General features: G+C 41.5%; 20 protein-coding genes, 1 pseudogene and 1 other annotated feature. Of the genes and pseudogenes, 2 read left to right on the forward strand and 19 right to left on the reverse strand.

The window, feature by feature from the left end; genetic code table 11:
* Positions 1-25: 25 nt before the first annotated feature.
* Positions 26-931, forward strand: a pseudogene (locus LOSG293_RS00390) (NAD(P)/FAD-dependent oxidoreductase); the annotation flags it as partial.
* A gap of 42 nt (positions 932-973) precedes the next feature.
* Entirely contained in the window at positions 974-1387 is a 414-nt protein-coding gene (locus LOSG293_RS10305; protein ID WP_369404100.1) for an oxidoreductase dimerization domain-containing protein, read from the forward strand.
* A gap of 64 nt (positions 1388-1451) precedes the next feature.
* On the opposite strand, the gene LOSG293_RS00395 is transcribed toward LOSG293_RS10305, so the two are convergent.
* The 19 genes from LOSG293_RS00395 to nrdR all read right to left on the reverse strand — a co-directional run bounded on the left by LOSG293_RS00395 (position 1452) and on the right by nrdR (position 16570).
* Complete coding sequence (locus tag LOSG293_RS00395) at positions 1452-2606, reverse strand: GGDEF domain-containing protein (RefSeq protein WP_051907119.1); 1155 nt, start codon at positions 2604-2606, stop codon at positions 1452-1454.
* Between the two features lie 12 nt (positions 2607-2618).
* Positions 2619-3248, reverse strand: coding sequence for a hypothetical protein (locus LOSG293_RS10020; protein ID WP_191976204.1), 630 nt, complete (start codon positions 3246-3248; stop codon positions 2619-2621).
* 274 nt (positions 3249-3522) lie between these two features.
* Positions 3523-3702, reverse strand: a complete 180-nt coding sequence (gene rpmF / locus LOSG293_RS00405; RefSeq protein ID WP_034525672.1) for a 50S ribosomal protein L32 — start codon at positions 3700-3702, stop codon at positions 3523-3525.
* Between the two features lie 66 nt (positions 3703-3768).
* Positions 3769-4353, reverse strand: a complete 585-nt coding sequence (locus tag LOSG293_RS00410) for a YceD family protein (RefSeq protein WP_235786772.1) — start codon at positions 4351-4353, stop codon at positions 3769-3771.
* A gap of 63 nt (positions 4354-4416) precedes the next feature.
* Entirely contained in the window at positions 4417-5553 is a 1137-nt protein-coding gene (locus tag LOSG293_RS00415; RefSeq protein WP_235786773.1) for a nucleotidyltransferase, read from the reverse strand.
* Between the two features lie 10 nt (positions 5554-5563).
* Positions 5564-6292 (reverse strand): class I SAM-dependent DNA methyltransferase, encoded by a 729-nt coding sequence (locus LOSG293_RS00420; RefSeq protein WP_034525675.1) that lies wholly within the window; start codon positions 6290-6292, stop codon positions 5564-5566.
* Between the two features lie 2 nt (positions 6293-6294).
* Positions 6295-6651 (reverse strand): ribosome silencing factor, encoded by a 357-nt coding sequence (gene rsfS, locus LOSG293_RS00425; protein WP_034525677.1) that lies wholly within the window; start codon positions 6649-6651, stop codon positions 6295-6297.
* Positions 6641-7273: a bis(5'-nucleosyl)-tetraphosphatase (symmetrical) YqeK gene (yqeK, locus tag LOSG293_RS00430; RefSeq protein WP_439645950.1), complete on the reverse strand. Its 633-nt coding sequence runs from the start codon at positions 7271-7273 to the stop codon at positions 6641-6643. Before yqeK ends, rsfS begins: the two co-directional genes overlap by 11 nt.
* Complete coding sequence (locus LOSG293_RS00435) at positions 7266-7898, reverse strand: nicotinate-nucleotide adenylyltransferase (protein WP_034525682.1); 633 nt, start codon at positions 7896-7898, stop codon at positions 7266-7268. Before LOSG293_RS00435 ends, yqeK begins: the two co-directional genes overlap by 8 nt.
* Positions 7899-7911: 13 nt before the next feature.
* Complete coding sequence (gene yhbY, locus LOSG293_RS00440) at positions 7912-8223, reverse strand: ribosome assembly RNA-binding protein YhbY (RefSeq protein WP_034525684.1); 312 nt, start codon at positions 8221-8223, stop codon at positions 7912-7914.
* Positions 8224-8241: 18 nt separating this feature from the next.
* The gene (gene yqeH, locus LOSG293_RS00445; protein WP_034525686.1) at positions 8242-9378 is read right to left on the reverse strand and encodes a ribosome biogenesis GTPase YqeH; all 1137 of its coding nucleotides are present in this window, start codon (positions 9376-9378) and stop codon (positions 8242-8244) included.
* Complete coding sequence (locus LOSG293_RS00450) at positions 9371-9901, reverse strand: YqeG family HAD IIIA-type phosphatase (RefSeq protein WP_034525688.1); 531 nt, start codon at positions 9899-9901, stop codon at positions 9371-9373. Before LOSG293_RS00450 ends, yqeH begins: the two co-directional genes overlap by 8 nt.
* 172 nt (positions 9902-10073) lie before the next feature.
* Positions 10074-10430 (reverse strand): 50S ribosomal protein L20, encoded by a 357-nt coding sequence (rplT, locus tag LOSG293_RS00455; RefSeq protein ID WP_034525690.1) that lies wholly within the window; start codon positions 10428-10430, stop codon positions 10074-10076.
* A 48-nt stretch (positions 10431-10478) separates the two neighbouring features.
* Entirely contained in the window at positions 10479-10673 is a 195-nt protein-coding gene (gene rpmI, locus LOSG293_RS00460) for a 50S ribosomal protein L35 (RefSeq protein WP_034525692.1), read from the reverse strand.
* 50 nt (positions 10674-10723) lie between these two features.
* Positions 10724-11227, reverse strand: coding sequence for a translation initiation factor IF-3 (infC, locus tag LOSG293_RS00465; RefSeq protein ID WP_034525853.1), 504 nt, complete (start codon positions 11225-11227; stop codon positions 10724-10726).
* A gap of 57 nt (positions 11228-11284) precedes the next feature.
* Positions 11285-11421, reverse strand: a sequence feature (ribosomal protein L20 leader region).
* A 58-nt stretch (positions 11422-11479) separates the two neighbouring features.
* Complete coding sequence (gene thrS, locus LOSG293_RS00470) at positions 11480-13420, reverse strand: threonine--tRNA ligase (RefSeq protein ID WP_034525694.1); 1941 nt, start codon at positions 13418-13420, stop codon at positions 11480-11482.
* 328 nt (positions 13421-13748) lie between these two features.
* Positions 13749-14672 carry a primosomal protein DnaI gene (gene dnaI, locus LOSG293_RS00475; RefSeq protein WP_034525697.1) on the reverse strand — a complete coding sequence of 308 codons (924 nt, stop codon included), beginning with the start codon at positions 14670-14672 and terminating at the stop codon, positions 13749-13751.
* Positions 14673-14675: 3 nt separating this feature from the next.
* Entirely contained in the window at positions 14676-16064 is a 1389-nt protein-coding gene (locus tag LOSG293_RS00480) for a replication initiation and membrane attachment family protein (protein ID WP_034525700.1), read from the reverse strand.
* Positions 16065-16081: 17 nt separating this feature from the next.
* Positions 16082-16570 (reverse strand): transcriptional regulator NrdR, encoded by a 489-nt coding sequence (nrdR, locus tag LOSG293_RS00485; RefSeq protein WP_034525702.1) that lies wholly within the window; start codon positions 16568-16570, stop codon positions 16082-16084.
* Positions 16571-16585: the final 15 nt, after the last annotated feature.

Here is a 16585-nt window from a genome sequence, read left to right on the forward strand (position 1 = left end):
ACTTTAACTAGTGGAGGTTTAAGTTGTGAAAATTATTATTGTCGGTTGTAGCCATGCTGGCCTTATTGCCTCTAAAGAAACCTTAAAGTTTCATCCAGAGACTGATGTTACAATCTACGAACGAACAACCAATATTGCTTTTGAGGCAGGTGGCATCCCCCTCTATTTATCAAACGAAGTCGATCACCTAGAACAAATGGTTGCTAGCATGCCAGATGAACTGGAAGCCTTGGGCGCCCATGTCAAACTTAATCATGATGTTCTTAAAATTGATCAAAAAACTAAAACGATGGTTGTTGAAGACTTAACTACGCACGAGCAATTTGAAGATTCTTATGATAAGTTAGTTTTCACCCCTGGTTCTCGAGCAACACTACCTCCCGTTAAGGGAATTGATAGTTTTAGAGTTCAAGTCTGTAAAACGGTAGCCCAAGCGGAACTCATCAAAAGATACGCCCAGAATAACCACCATATTGCCATTGTCGGCGGTGGGTACTCTGGTGTAGAAATCGCTGAGGCTTTTGCCCATACCGATCACCAAGTAACGTTAATTCAGGACGGTGCACAATTGCTGAAATAATACCTCGATCCTGAAATGTCTGAGATAATCGTTTCATCGTTAGAAGCTCATGATGTCGACGTCCATTTAAACTCGAAGGTTCAATCGTTCGAAACAACGAGCGATGGCAGACAGGTTAGTATCATCACAAATGACGAACCTATTTTAGCGGATTTTGTTATTGTTTGTACGGGATTTGTTCCAAACATTGATCTGCTGGCTTCCCAGGTTCAGCTCGATCAAAACGGTGCTATTGCAACAAATCAATGGCAAGAAACCTCGAATCCAGACGTTTTGGCTGCCGGCGATGTTTGTTCGACTTACGTCACACCTATGAATCAAAAAGAATACTTCGCCTTAGCAACACACGCTATTCGCCAAGGCTACGCAGTCGGTCATAATCTATTTGGCCATATTCATAGTGTCGCTGGTTCACAATTAACAACCGCCCTCCGCTTCTTCAGCCATACACTTGCCGTCTCTGGACTATCACTAAATCGAGCACTTGCGGCTGGCTTTAACGCGCATAGCGTAACTTACAACGGTGCGTATCGTCCTTATTTCATGCCAAGCAATGCGGCAATCAAGATTAAGCTAGTTTACGATGCTGAAACTCGTAAAATATTGGGTGCCCAATTCTTTGGTGACTTTGATTTAACGCAATCTGCCAATGCCATTTCTCTTTGTATCCAAAACAAAAATCGAATCGATGATTTGGCGTTTACAGATATGCTTTTTAATCCATACTATGATCAACCCTTTAATTACTTAAACCTAGTCGCTCAATTAGCAATCGAAAAAGAAGCTAATGTCAATAATGCTCATTGATAACTCAAAACGAGTCACAAGTCCCCCCCATTGGAGAAGCTTGTGACTCGTTTTTGATTTGTCGTTAAGATTTTAGTAATGGTAGTTCCTTAGTATCTAACCCGTCGCCTTCAACGAAATCAACTTCAGTCTGTTGTCTCATCTCAGAAAGCATGGCCTCATTCTTAATACCATCTACAATGAATATCAGAGATTTTTTAGTTGTGATGCCACCCCAGAATTGAATATCTTTTTTGGCTTGAGAAGGAATCCGATCATCAAGCGGACTTGAATCAATTGTTAGCTTAATACCATCAACATCATTTAAAATTGCTTCTACTCTTTCAAAATGACGATTATTACCAATTTGACCAATAATAATACTGATACCATTCTTACGGTAATGCTCAGCCATTGGTGTCAATAGATGCCGTTCTGGAAGTTGTTTTAGTTCAAGGTATAATTTTTCTGGCCCATTCGGACCCTTTGTAAAATCAATTAACTCGGTTGCTAACTCTTCATTTAAAAAACTAGCAACGGATAACGAAATCACAATCGACTGGATCCGACTGTTCACCAAGGCATCTCTAATCAAGGTAATTCGTTCTTCAATTGAAAGATGATACTCTCCAGGATCAATCCAGCGTTGCTGGTCCTGGTCAAAGTGCTGCAAAATTAGCTCATTTGCTCGTCGGCGAAGTTTGCTTCCGCCTAAATCGGTTAGCAGCTTTTGCGTTTCACCATTGATGGTAACAGCATCCCGACCATGCTCCTTACTGAGGTATAGCGACTCATCAGCTCGCTGATACATATCGTTAGGTGATTGATCATCTACTATCATATCGGCCACACCAACGGAAATCGTAATGTCAATATCCGTTTGTCTATAATTAAACGGCGTTTCTCTTACGACACGCCAGCAGTTTGTGATGACTTGGAAAGCCTCGTCAACTGTTGTATCTGGGAAAACAATCGTAAATTCTTCACCGCCCGTGCGGTAAAAACCATATGAGCGACTATATTGTGCCAACGTATCATCTAGAGTTTCAGCCACATGCATCAATACTTGATTCCCCGCCAGATGTCCTAATCGATCGTTAACTAATTTAAAATGGTCAATATCCAGTACGGCGATCACCAATGGCTGCTGCTTCGTACGCGCTACCCCAAAGAAATTAAAAATTTCCCTTTGATAGGTCGAATAATTTTTAACATTTGTCAGTTTATCATAATTCGCCATGTAGGCCACACGTTAGTTATGCGCCCAAAGACTCTGTTGTCGTCCTGTGGATAATTTCATCAAGAAAAACATCAGAACGGCCTCGATAGAGGTACTCATGTTCATGTGCATGCTTGCAGAATGATATGGTAGTGTAAACCAAAAATCGAGCGCAATAATTGTACTAATTAGTAAACGAATTGGAAAATGCGGTTCAATATAGCTGCGATAACGCCAAATGGTAATCATGACGATAATTGCAATGATCATTGAAACTGCAAACTTCATCATCATAAAATCATTAACGTGATGCATCAGCCACACCGCAACTAAAGCAAAGCAACGGACTAAATACTCGCCTATATTGATATCCGCATCCAAAAGTGAAAAAACAAGAATAAACAAGCCGATATTATGAAACATCATGGCACTCGATCCGCTAATATACCCAGCTACGTGCAGAATCGAAGCTAAACCGACACTGAGAACAACTAAAACAACCCGCATGGAAATCCGTTCTCGCCTCGATCTTCTCGGATTTACAAAAGCTTGATCCCAAATTTCAGTATAGAAACTAACAAAACCGGCGATGAAAAAGACGGCTACCAGCAATTGTGCCGCCCATGTCATGACTAATAATAATTCACTTGAATTCATGTTCAACGCAATCTCTCCCCCTAAATCTCTTTTTTGAATAAATATGTACAGTCGATAGAGCCCTATGTATTCGGTTACTAAACTATCATACTCGTTATGGAAGCGATTCAACAATTTAATTTATAATTTTAGCATAAAAATTATTGTTTCAATCATTAATTAGCGTTTTATTCATTTAAAAAACTACCAATCACTACTCCATGAGCAAGATTGATAGTTCAAAAAAAGCAAATAAAAAAACACCTAGAGACCGCGGTTATCGCATAGGTGTTTTTAAAAATTAGTTGTTTGTCTTAACAACTTGACGACCATCATAGAAGCCGCAACTTGGGCAAACATAATGAGATTTACGTAACTCACCACAGTTAGGACAAGCACTCATGCCAGGCACTTGTAACTTGATGTGTCCACGACGCATGCGCTTCTTCGTCTTTGACGTTTTGTGTGTTGGTACTGCCACAATAAACCCCTCCTTTAATTAAAATTATCCACTAGTGTAATTATTTTAATGTCTTGCATCGGATCACTAATGATTGTCTTCCTGATCAGGGAAGAGCTCCTTTAACTTTGCAAGACGTGGATCAACTTGTTTGTTTTCTGCCTTATGAGCCTCAAGCTCGTCTTCGCGGATAACTTCCCAATCGGGACCTTCCGGGAGCTTACTTGAATTAACTTCCTCATCTGACAAAACTTGCATTGGAATCTGCAGTAAAATATTATCCGCAACTGCTTTACTAAAGTCAATGACATCATCTTCTACTACAATGACAACATCATCTTCTTCAAACTGATTCACAGCAGCCGCATCTCCCACGTAGAATTCCGTGAAACTGAAATCTAATGGCAACTTTACTGGCGTCAAAGATCTTGTCGAGGGAACTGTAAGCTGAGTTTTCAACCGAACATATAAAATAACATGTCCCTTATCAACACTCAGTACACCCTTAACGTTAACTGGATCAACATCAAGGACCTGAACAGCATCTCTACTTGTTAAATCAGCTTTGACATCCACGGTTTCGTCGAATTGAAGCGGCTCGTGCTTATGATCTCTTACTAAGTCCTTCAACGACCATTCCATCGCCATACCTCCTAATGCAACGAGTTTCATTATACCTGTCGCTAAAAACCTTGTCAAGGTAATTTCCTTGATAGCTGGGTTCTTTTCCCCAGCCTACTTCAAATAAAATGGGCGTTTGATTTGACTGGTAGATTCATCACGAACCAGCAAACGTCGTAACTCATCCACCCGATTATCCAGAAAATACGGTCCCTGCTGCCAATCATCCGTCAATTTGGTAATCAATTGCAACGACTGAGACGATTTAAGACGATTCAATTGAGAGCGTCCCCGATTGTTAAATGCCAATACTCTGGCGCTTTTAAGCCGAGTCATCATCAATTCAGTTGACGCATTCAAAAGTACATACGAAATCAAGCGTTGAATCCGCGTGTACGTATAGCGTTTTGTTTTGACCAGCGCCAAAAATTCATCAATGGTAATCGCGCGTTGTGCAGCATCCAACAACCGATACTCAATCCCCTCAGTCATTTGATAAAACTGGCGAAGTGTGTCGGGTGTCTCAGTTAAAATTCGATAGCGCAGCAGTGGCCAGAAACTTTGCCAATTCACTAACGAATTTGCCTCCAAAAAACTGTAGGAGGATTCAGGAACCGTTGGCTTCACCAGCTCGAAATTGCCCGCTAAAGCCGCCGCACGGATTGAACTGGCACTGGCAATAGTTGCGCCCGATCGAATGCTTGAATCACCGTGCTGGGCGCCTTCACGCTTCAAAGGCACCATCTCTAATGGTTGACCTAAGCGATCATTAGCCAACGCATAAGTAAATCCCAAAATGTCGTTCGATCCTCGCAACTCAATCCCCGTTTTTTGCGTGAGGTGCTGTTGATAAGCTGTGGCATAAGTCTGGTCGAACCGCTTGAATTGTTCTACCTCAATCGGCCGATTTTGAACTAATCGGGCAAAGTCCATTTCAGGATGCTCTGCACCGAACACTAACTTCTGAACGCCAAGTTGGTGTAACAGGGTTACTGCTCCTTGTGCAAACAAGTGAGCTGGTTGAACCGTTACGTTAAACGGTAATTCCAATACGAGGTCGGCACCGTTTTTTATGGCAGCCTCTGCACGTTGCCATTTATTAATAATGGCTGGTTCACCTCGTTGAGTCCAATTACCGCTCATGGCTACAATAATCGCATCATCTTGGGCAACTTGTCGGGCAAAGTCCAACTGTCGCTTATGCCCATTATGAAACGGGTTATATTCAGCTATAATCCCAACAACTGCCAAAATTAGCCTCCTAACGACAAACAAAGAACCAACGAGTGGCTGTTTCTGTCACCTTTGCCTCACCAAAATTGGCTGAAACATTCACGGTCTCAAAACCAGCTTCGTTTAGTAATCTGCGGTAGGTTTCTAATGAATATGTTCGTTCATGATGCAGCTCACTCACTTTTTCATATGAATCATCCTGTTTTTGGATGAAAAAGGTCAGGTCATGCTCTACAGAATGTGGCACTTCTCCCTCATAGCTACTCCAAATAAACGCACGCGCTTCATCCTGATAGTTATACATATAGCCTGGATAAACGACGTCTGTTTGATATGGTGAGATGACATCAAAAACAAATTGTCCGCCTGATTGAAGATGCGCTTTAGCTTGCTTGAACGCTTTAGCTAATGACGCTTCATTAGGCAAATAACAAAGTGAATCAGCAAAACAAGTGATAGTTGCGTACGTACCGAGTTCTGACAAATCCAGCATATCTCCTTGCATCAGTGGTAACGCGACGTTTGCTTCTTCAGCATGCTGTTCTGCCAAACTCAACATTTCGTTAGATAAATCAAACCCACTAACTGAATAGCCAGCCTGGGCTAATTTAACGGCTAATCTACCCGTTCCACATGCCAAATCAAGTACTTCACCATGCTTATCGGGAACAGTTTTAGAAACAAAAGTTAGCCATTCATCGTACATCTCGGGATCAAAAAGCTCATCATACAGACTCGCAAAAGTCGCATAAATCATTCTTATTCCTCAATCCATTCGCTAAGATCCACGAATGGTGCGTCAGACCACAATTTTTCCAAGTTATAGTATGAACGATCGTCTTCATCAAAGACATGAACAAAGACATCACCCAAGTCGATCAAAACCCAACGACCAGCGTCACGTCCTTCAACTCGTTTGATAGTAATCTGGGCTTCATCCATTTTTTCAATAATAGCATCTGTAATAGCTTGAACTTGGCGCTTTGAGCCACCATTCATGATTAAAAAGTAATCAGTGACGGTACTCATGCCTTCCATGTCCATGGCAATAATATCTTCCGCACGCTTTGAATCCGCAGCTTTTGTCGCAATTTCTAAAATTTGTTTACTTTCCATTTAATATCTCCTTAATGTCTGTTGAGGCGCTGGGCACCCATGCATTGTACGTTTCAATTGTCTTAGGGTAAATCTTAGCTTGGCGTTGAACTAAGTAACTTAAGGTGCTAGCGATCTGATAAACAACACCATCTTGAAGACTGTGATGTGTTAACCGCCGAGCCACCCCAACACCAGGAAAATTTCGGCCGGGTTCAATATAATCAGCCATGAAGACAATTTGCGCTAACGAGGTCATGTACGTGTTCCCAGTGGTGTGATATCTGACCGCATTCAATATATCTTCATCATAAATACCAAGTTCCATTTTAATCAGTTCCGCGCCCACAACACCGTGCCAAATGGCGTTTCCCCAATTTAATAAATCGGGATCCAAGTCATATTGAATAATGGCGTGCTTAAAGTCCTTATCTGAACGTTGCTTGGCATAATCATGAACTAGCCCAGCGACAGATGCTTTTTCCACGTCAACATTATTCTCTTGTGCCAATTCAATCGCCGTTTGCTCCACTCGTTTGACGTGTTCAAACCGTGGTTGATCTAACTTATCGCTAATGCGCGCCATCAACTCTTCACGAGAATATGGACTTAACTTTTCCTGATAAATTAATGAACTATCCAAGATATAATTGATGCTCCTTTATATATTGTTCGACTCCTGGTGCTACTAGGTAGTGAATTGATTGATGGTCTTTTACTTTTTGACGAATCAACGTTGAACTAATATCAATTTTGGGGACATCCACCCAAATAACCGGAAATGGTGATTCAATTGCAAATCCCTCACGACGAACGCCGACGAATTTGACCAACTTCACAAGCTCCTCTATCTGATGCCACTTGGGCAAATATGCCACCATGTCGCCACCAATAATGAAGTAGTAATCGTTTTCTGGATGCTTACGTTTTAATTCAACCATCGTGTCGTAGGTATAACTCACCCCACCACGCATAATTTCACTCAGCTCCAAATTAAATTTCAGATTGTCGTGGATACTAGCTGCAACCATCTTCGCACGATCCTTAGCATCAATGGCTAGCTTTTTATCAACGTGCGGTGGCGTTGCATCCGGCATAAATAATACTTCATCAAGTTCCAACTGATCTGCAACTTGATCCGCAATCACCAGGTGTCCCAAGTGTGGTGGATTAAATGTCCCACCCAAAATGCCAACTCTCTTTTTTTGAATACTTGTGGCTAAGAGCTCGACCGTTTGGGTATTCGTCCGTTCGTAAACGTTAACCACCAGCAATCACTCCTTACATGTTCTCTACAATTGATGAAATCTTTTGGTACTCTTCGTCCTTTGCTGGCAAATACAGCACAAGCACGCGTCCAATAACTTGAACGACTTGAATATTTGAATTAGTTTCAATAAATTGCTTAGTCTCCTCAGTTGAGGCATCCGCATTCTGAAGTAAATTAATTTTGATTAGCTCTCGCTTCTCTAATCCACCAGCTAATTGATCAATCCAATTTTGTGTCAGACCGTTTTTACCAACCGAAAAAAGTGGTCGTAAGTTGTTAGCCTGTGCTCTTAAATATCGTTTTTGCTTACCGCGAAGTCCCATTAAATTCTCCTTTAAGTTCTAAATCATTGAGTTTCTTAAAATAACATCGACACCCTTTGGCGCCCAACCTGCCACCGTCACATCTGCAGGTAACGTAATCCAACCAAGTCCTTCAATCACTAAGTCGCTCTTGCGAGTCGTCTTGAATTCATGTCTGACCAATGGTGGAAAATCAGCAATATCTGCTTCTGAACTAGGTGGTGTCAAAAGTTGACCAAGTTGCGTTTCGTAAAGATGCTCAGCATTTTCTAACTTTGTTCGATGTACGTATAGATTATTCTCAACGTAAACCGTAAAGCCATGTTTTTCACCACTTAAATAATCAAAGCGTGCAACACCACCAAAGAACAACGTCTGCGCTTCATTCAATTGGTAAACTTTAGGCTTAATTTGTTTTTGTGGTGACACAATCTTCAAATCATTGCCATTTAGATAATGTGCCATTTGTTCAGCATGAATAATCCCTGGTGTGTCCACTAAAACATGGTCATCATCCAAAGGAATTTCAATTCGATCCAGGGTCGTGCCAGGGAATCTTGACGTGGTGATTAAATCTTTCCGACCCGTGTTTTGTCGGATAATTTGGTTAATTAACGTCGACTTACCAACGTTAGTCACCCCAACAATGTAAACATCACGTCCCTTGCGATATTTATCAATTTGTTTGAGCAAAGAATCAACCGATTGATTAGTCTTCGCACTTACTAAGGCAACATCAACTGGCTTAATACCAGCCTCGTTAGCTCGTTGGCGTAGCCAATCTTTAAGTTTACTTCTGCGAATTGAACTTGGCAGAATGTCTTCTTTATTTCCCACCAATAAGATTGGATTATTCCCAACAAATCGGTGCAGACCAGGAATTAATGAACCATTAAAGTCAAAAATATCCATGACGTAAACAATCAGTGCATCTGCGTCTCGAATTTGACTCAAAAGGCGCAAGAAATCATCGTCGGTTAAGCCGACTGGAACAATTTCGTTGTAATGTCTCAATCGGAAACAACGTTGACAATAAAGTTCATTTGTCTCAAGTCCTTTTTTTAAGGCAGACATTGGCGTATAGCCAGGTTTTACTGGATCTGTGGTTTGAATCTTGGCGCCACAGCCAATACAATATAAATCTTCTTCAAGCTCAACTGGTGCATGTTCAGTCATATAGGTCCTCCCGGAATGTTAGTTCTGAATCTCTTTTTAATAGTGCTTTCATGACAAATCGTTCAATAAATCGGTTAAGCCAGGTTACCCAAGCATCGGTCCTAATAATTGGCTTCACCAACACACTTCGAACATGACTCGTATTGGCAGCCCAGACGTCTGTCAGTAATTGATCGCCAATCATAATGGTCTCATCTTTTGATCGGTGCCATTGCCGTAACGCTCGATTAATCCCAACTGGTAATGGCTTTAACGCACGGGAGACAAAGGGTAGCTGAAACCCATTTACTGCCTTCCCCACTCGCTTAGCGGAATTATTAGAGACCACAACCAACTGAATGTCGGCCGCTTCTAACTGATCCATCCATTTTTTTAAAGCTGGGGTACCATTAGGATTATTCCACGCAATCAAGGTGTTGTCCAAATCGGTCAACACTAACTTGATGCCCCGTTTTTTTAGTTCGGCCGGCGTAATATTATAAATCGCATTGACCATCCACGTCGGCTTAAAATGATTAAGCATAACTGACCCCTTTTACATCGTTTTCAATACCCATTATTTTACCATTAGTCGGACTGACTTGAAATAAATGATATCTCATACTGGGTAGAATGAACGCAATTCCGTTCACCTCTTAAAACCATAAAAGGCTGTGACATAATCACTTACGTCACAACCTTAAAGTTTTATGCTATTAAGCTAATGCTTTTTTTGCTGTTTCAGCTAAAGCGTTGAATGCTTCTGCATCGTTAACTGCTAAGTCTGCAAGCATCTTACGGTTAACTTCAACGTTAGCAAGCTTCAAGCCATGCATCATTTTGCTGTAGCTCAAACCGTTCATACGTGCTGATGCATTTATACGAGCGATCCATAAGCGACGGAAGTTACGTTTGTTGGCCTTACGATCACGGAAAGCGTACAAACGGCCCTTCATTACTTGGTCCTTAGCAACCTTAAACAAACGGTGCTTTGAACCACGGTAACCTTTAGCTAACTTTAAAACTTTTTTACGACGTGCACGTGAAACTGTTCCACCTTTTACTCGTGGCATAATGAATTCCTCCTAAAATATCTGTTTCTCAATTAAACAGTTAAATAATTATTTTTGAATTAATTGTCTGTATGTCTTCAAAGTAGTAACGTCCATCATAGAAGTACCACGAAGTTGGCGACGTTGCTTCTTAGTCTTACCGTGGAAACGGTGACTAGTGTAAGCGTTGGCGCTCTTAATTCCGCCCTTTGCAGTTACCTTGAAACGCTTTGCTGCGGCGCGGTTTGTCTTTTGTTTTGGCATAATACAAAAATCCTCCTTAAATTTCGGTTTAACCCGATTAACAAATTAATTTAGTTTTCGACTTTTGGTGAAAGCATCAAGAACATGCTCCGACCATCCATCTTAGGTCTTTGTTCCACTGTTGCGACGTCGCTAGTCTCTTCGGCCATCCGGTTAAGAACCGTTCTACCGATTTCCTTATGCGTAATGGCACGACCTTTGAAACGAATAGAGACACGAACCTTCTCACCCTTAGCTAAGAACTTTTTGGCGTTCTTCAACTTGGTGTTGAAATCGTTAGTGTCAATAGTTGGGCTCAAACGAACTTCTTTAACACTTACGGTTTTTTGGTTTTTACGTGCTTCACGTTGTTTCTTTTGCATTTCAAAACGATACTTACCGTAATCCATAATACGAGCAACCGGTGGCTTCGCCTTAGGTGCAACTAAAACAAGATCAAGGTCAGCGTCTTCTGCTAACTGTAAAGCTTCTTGCTTTGTCTTAATTCCTAATTGTTCACCATCGCCTGCAATCAAACGAACTTCACGGGCACGAATGCCTTCATTGACTAACATATCGTTTGCTATGGTCATTCACCTCCAAGTGATTTTGAGAAACGCAGCTTGACTCAATATTAAATAAAAAGGCGAGCGCCTAAGCGCCCGCCAAATTAAGTCCTGTCATTCTTGCGAAAATTCAGGTTTTAATCGTAATTTGCCCAACGGTTTAAAACCATTCAGGCGAGAAGCGGGAGCCTCTACTTTTTCTCAACTTTCTAATAGTACCAAGCTAATCCTATAATGTCAAGGATTAGAAAAAATTAGCAATTAAGCCTCGCGACTATAACTAGCAATATCATCTAGCACGAGCTTTAAGAAGTCGGCACTTGATTGTGATTCTGAGTCTTGTTCACCATACTTACGAACACTGACTGAATCACTAGCTACTTCACTATCACCCACAACAACCGTATATGGAATCTTGTGAGTTTGTGCATCACGGATAAGGTAGTTCATCTTTTCACCACGGCGATCCACGTTTACACGGATACCAGCAGCGGCCATTTCTGCACGAAGTTTTTCGGCGTAGTCACCGTGCTTCTCTTCACTAACAGGGATAATAGTAACTTGCTTTGGTGCCAACCAAGTTGGGAAAGCACCCTTGTAAATTTCAGTTAGGTAGGCGACGAAACGTTCCATCGTTGAAACAAGTCCACGGTGAATCATAACTGGACGGTGATCCTGACCATCGGCACCAACATAGCTTAAGTCAAAACGTTCTGGCAACATAAAGTCTAATTGAATCGTTGAGAGCGTTTCTTCGTTACCAAGTGCTGTCTTAGTTTGAACATCAAGCTTAGGACCGTAGAATGCGGCTTCCCCTTCTGCTTCAACATATTCCAAACCAAGGTCATCCATGGCACCCTTGAGCATTGATTGCGCTTTGTTCCACATTTCGTCATCATCGAAGTACTTTTCAGTATTCTCAGGGTCGCGGTAACTCAAACGGAATGTGTAATCGTTAATGTCAAAGTCTTTGTAAACTTGAACCATTAAGTTCAAGATCTTCTTGAATTCATCTTGAATTTGATCTGGAGCAACGAAAGTATGACCATCGTTCAAGGTCATTTCACGAACACGTTGCAAACCACTTAAGGCACCAGATTTTTCGTAACGGTGCATCATACCAAGTTCAGCAATCCGCAATGGTAGTTCACGATATGAACGAATGTGGTGCTTGTATACTTGGATATGGCTAGGACAGTTCATTGGTCGTAATTCAAGTTCTTCACCATCACCCATATCCATTGGTGGGAACATGTCTTCACGATAATGTTCCCAGTGACCTGATTGCTTGTACAAGTTTAAGTTAGCTAATACAGGTGTATAAACGTGTTGGTATTCGTTGTTAACTTCTTTATCGATAATGTAGCGTTCGATTGTACGACGAATTGTGGCACCGTTTGGCATCCAGTATGGTAATCCGGCACCAACCTTAGGATCAACAAAGAACAAGTCCAAATCGTTACCGATTACTCGGTGATCGCGTTCACGTGCTTCTTGGCGACGCTTCAAATCAGCTTGTAAGTCTGCATCGTTGTTGAAGGCTGTTCCGTAAATCCGTTGTAACATTGGGTTTGATGACTTGCCTTCCCAATATGCCCCGGCAACTGAAAGCAATTTGAAATGCTTCAAAGCACTTAGCTTTGGTAGTTGAACACCGTCACCCAGAACACTAACGCCAGCAATGTTGTAGAAAACAACGCTGTCTTCATCAGCTTCTTTGATAAGTTGAGTTTGGTAAGGGTCGCCGTTAACACGGTTTAAAGCTTCTGCCTTGTCAACAACTTCACGGTTAATGGCTTCACCATTCTTAACCAGCTTGGCCATGTCGCTTGCCAATGCATCTAATTCATCGACACTCACTTGACCGTCAACCTTATCAGTATCAACAAAGAATCCATCTTCATCAGCAGTGCCTTCACCAAAGTTGATTTCAGGATACTTAGCCTTTAGAACAGTCTTCAAAAGTTGAGCGGCTGATTGGCGTAACACTTTCAAACCATCTTCTGAATCTGCGGTCACAATTTCGATTGAACCATCGTGTGCTAAAGGTGCTTCGTAGTCAACTAGTTCACCATCAAAGCGAGCTGAAACTGCTTTTTTGGCTAAACTGATTGAGATCGATTCAGCAACATCTTTCGCTGAAGCATTTTGATCAAATGGTTTAACACTACCATCTGGGAACGTTACGGAAATTTCTGCCATAGTTATCTTCTCCTTCTTATTCGTCGGGCAAACAAAAAATCCCCAGTACGACACATAGCCGTACTGGGGACGTTATTAACGTGGTTCCACCCGATTTTATTCTCTAATTTTCATTAGAAAACCTCTATTGCTGTTAACGATTGCAAACCGGCCTGATATTTCCATCAGGAAGCTACGAGAGTGGTAATACTTAATCAACAATAAACTAACTTCCATTCAAGGTTAGTTCTCTCTGTGATTGTCGAAAAAGAATCATGTCTCTCATGTGCTTTTAACTACAAGTCTCATTTAACCACCTGTTCCAATTTTCGTCAACTGAAAATTGAAATTAGTTAGGACGACGATTTTGGCCGACCATTTCCACCTGTTTAGCGAGGAAGCGTACGCGTTGCATAATTCGCTTTGCTTTCAGTGGTGCTTCACTCTTCTTCGAAACAGTCAGGTACTCTGACTCTAACTTTGCCATAGATAAATTTGAAGAGAAGAACGTTGGTAATTCTTCTTGCATCCGGTATTCCAAAATTACCGCTAACACTTCATCACGAATCCAATCTGAAACGCTATCAGCACCGATATCATCCAGCATTAAAATGGGTGCTCGCTTCACAGCTTCTAATTTATCAGCAACGTTATTCGTTGCAATGGCATTCTTCATTTCGACCGCAAAACTTGGAAAATGAACCATCGTGGTACTGTAGCCATCGTGGGCTAATTGATTCGCAATCGCCCCCAGCAAGTATGTCTTGCCGACACCAAAACTGCCATATAAGTAAAGGCCTTGATGATATGTACGAGGGCTTGCCTCAAATGCAGAAATGAATTGCAAAGCCTCTTTGAGCGCCAGTACCCGATTTTCGTCTTTTTCAAATTCCGTCAAACTGGCGTCTTTAACCAGCTTAGGCATTGAAATGGTCTTTAGTCGTCGTTGCTCGGATTTCATTTTTTCACGCGCAACGGTTTCCTTAGTTGGTGCATAGGCCACATCAATCAGGTGATTGCTCATAATGAGATGGGGCTCATAGCCTGGGGCAAAAGTAGTCTCGCCATTTTCCAGTTTGCGCTTTTCTGTCACGTATTCATAGAGCTTGGCGGCTGATCGATCAATATGGTCTTCATCCAACTCATCTCGATGGTCGTTGATAAACTGTACAACATCCCCATTCCGGTACACATCACTCATGAGTTCAATATAATGAGCAGTTTGGTTGTTCTGATCCATCCACTTTTTCATTGATTCACTGACGTTTTCCATAGACTATTGACCCCCTTTCTCTGTATTTCTTTTTTCAAGTTCAGCTAACTGCTGATTTAATTCATCTAATTCAGTTTTTGAAAGAGATTGCTCTGACGCTTTTGGTTGGTAACCTTCTTTTGCCCAGTCCGGTAACGTTTCTACCGACTTTGCTGGTGTGTTTCTTCTAGGACCACGACTTGAAGCATTTTCTTGGTGCCGATGGATTTCTAGTAACGCATCTTGAGGTGTTTGGACCTTACTGCGTGACCAATCATTCGCCATCGTATCAACCAAATTTTTATTCAGCGTCGGTAGTTTCATATCATTCAAAATATAATAAATCATAATATTCACCGTCGCCGTCGAAAATAATTGTCGACTGACTAATTGACGAAGAATGCGCTGCTCCCCGGCAGTTACAAAGCCGCCAGTTGCCTGCTTAATTCCTTGTAGGAAGTCGATCGGATCATATGCAGAAGCCGCCTTCACCAATTCCTGTTCTGGTGCTGTCAACGCAGCAGTATCTGAGGAATCTTCAACAGGTGCTTGAACGCTTGCTTTATTTTCAACAGCGTTAACCGTCATGGCAGTTCGCTCAAACTGTTCCGAAACAAGTGCCTTCATTTTTTCCGCATCGAATCGGTTGGTTGAAATATCGGTTGCGGAAGTAATTACCTTAGCAATTTCCGTTTCATCAAGACCATAAAGCGCGTGCTCAGTCAAAATTAAGTTACGATACTCGTTCAACTGTTTCAGGTCGACATATGACTTCTTTAAAATATCTGCTAAGAACTTAAAATCAAAATCAGCATCAGTTGTACTTTCAGCCTGAACTGGTTCCTTTTGCTCAGCCAGCATCTGCGATTGAACCTGCGTAATTGCTTTTGGTTGCTGTGTCAGCTTACCCGTGGCAATACTGAAAACATCAAAAAAAGATTTAGTAATATTGGTTGCATGACTATCAATTTTGACGCTGGGTAGGTATTGGTCGGCTAATTCAGAATATGCTTGTTCGCCAATGACATCCAGTAACAGCACACTAAGAAGATCGTCTTTAAAAAACGCATGTGGTGCTAAAGGCGCGATTAACCTAAACTGATAAACTTTGGGATTCGAACCGGTGTCCACAAACGTTTGAACTAATCCTGTTGCTTCAAGTTTAGTTCGAGCCTCATAAAGTGCCGGCAAGTCAACGTTCAAGGTCTTCAACAAAAATGCATGGTCAAAACTACTCATCGCAGGTTGTACTTGTAGCGTTGTCCATAGCAAATTAATTAGAGCAAATCCAGTCGTCCCAATAATGGGTTCATAAAAAGAGGTCAAGACCTGGTGATCCAGATTACTTAACCGCTCAGAACTTTGAATATTAAACCGATCTTTCGGGGTTAAATTTTGCCATGAATCTACCATTTATGCTTGCACCTTCATCAGTTATCTTTCTTTTCCTTTTCCTTTTTCTTCTTATCACGTTCCATAATTTCCTTCAACTCAGTGAAAAAAACGCCCATGTCTTTAAATTGTCGATAAACACTAGCAAACCTAATGTAGGCAATTTCATCAATATCCACAAGTCGTTTCATGACAAACTCACCAATGAGCTGACTCGAAACTTCATTTTCACCAAGTGAGCGAACTTCATTTTCAACGTCATCGACAACTTGAGTCATGACATCCATGCCAACTGGACGTTTTTCCGCAGAACGAATTAATCCTCTAAGGATCTTTTCACGATTAAATTCTTCTCTAGTACCATTTTTTTTAATAACCAAGAGCGGTGTGACTTCCACTCGCTCAAAGGTTGTAAACCGAAAACCACAATTCTCGCATTCTCTTCGACGTCGAATAACTCGTCCATCATCAGTTGGACGACTATCAACCACTCTAGAACCGTTGTGGTGACAGTGTGGACATTGCATTGATTGTCACCTCAT

Origin of the sequence: Secundilactobacillus oryzae JCM 18671 (genome assembly GCF_000740055.1) — a bacterium.
Classification (GTDB): Bacteria; Bacillota; Bacilli; order Lactobacillales; family Lactobacillaceae; genus Secundilactobacillus; species Secundilactobacillus oryzae.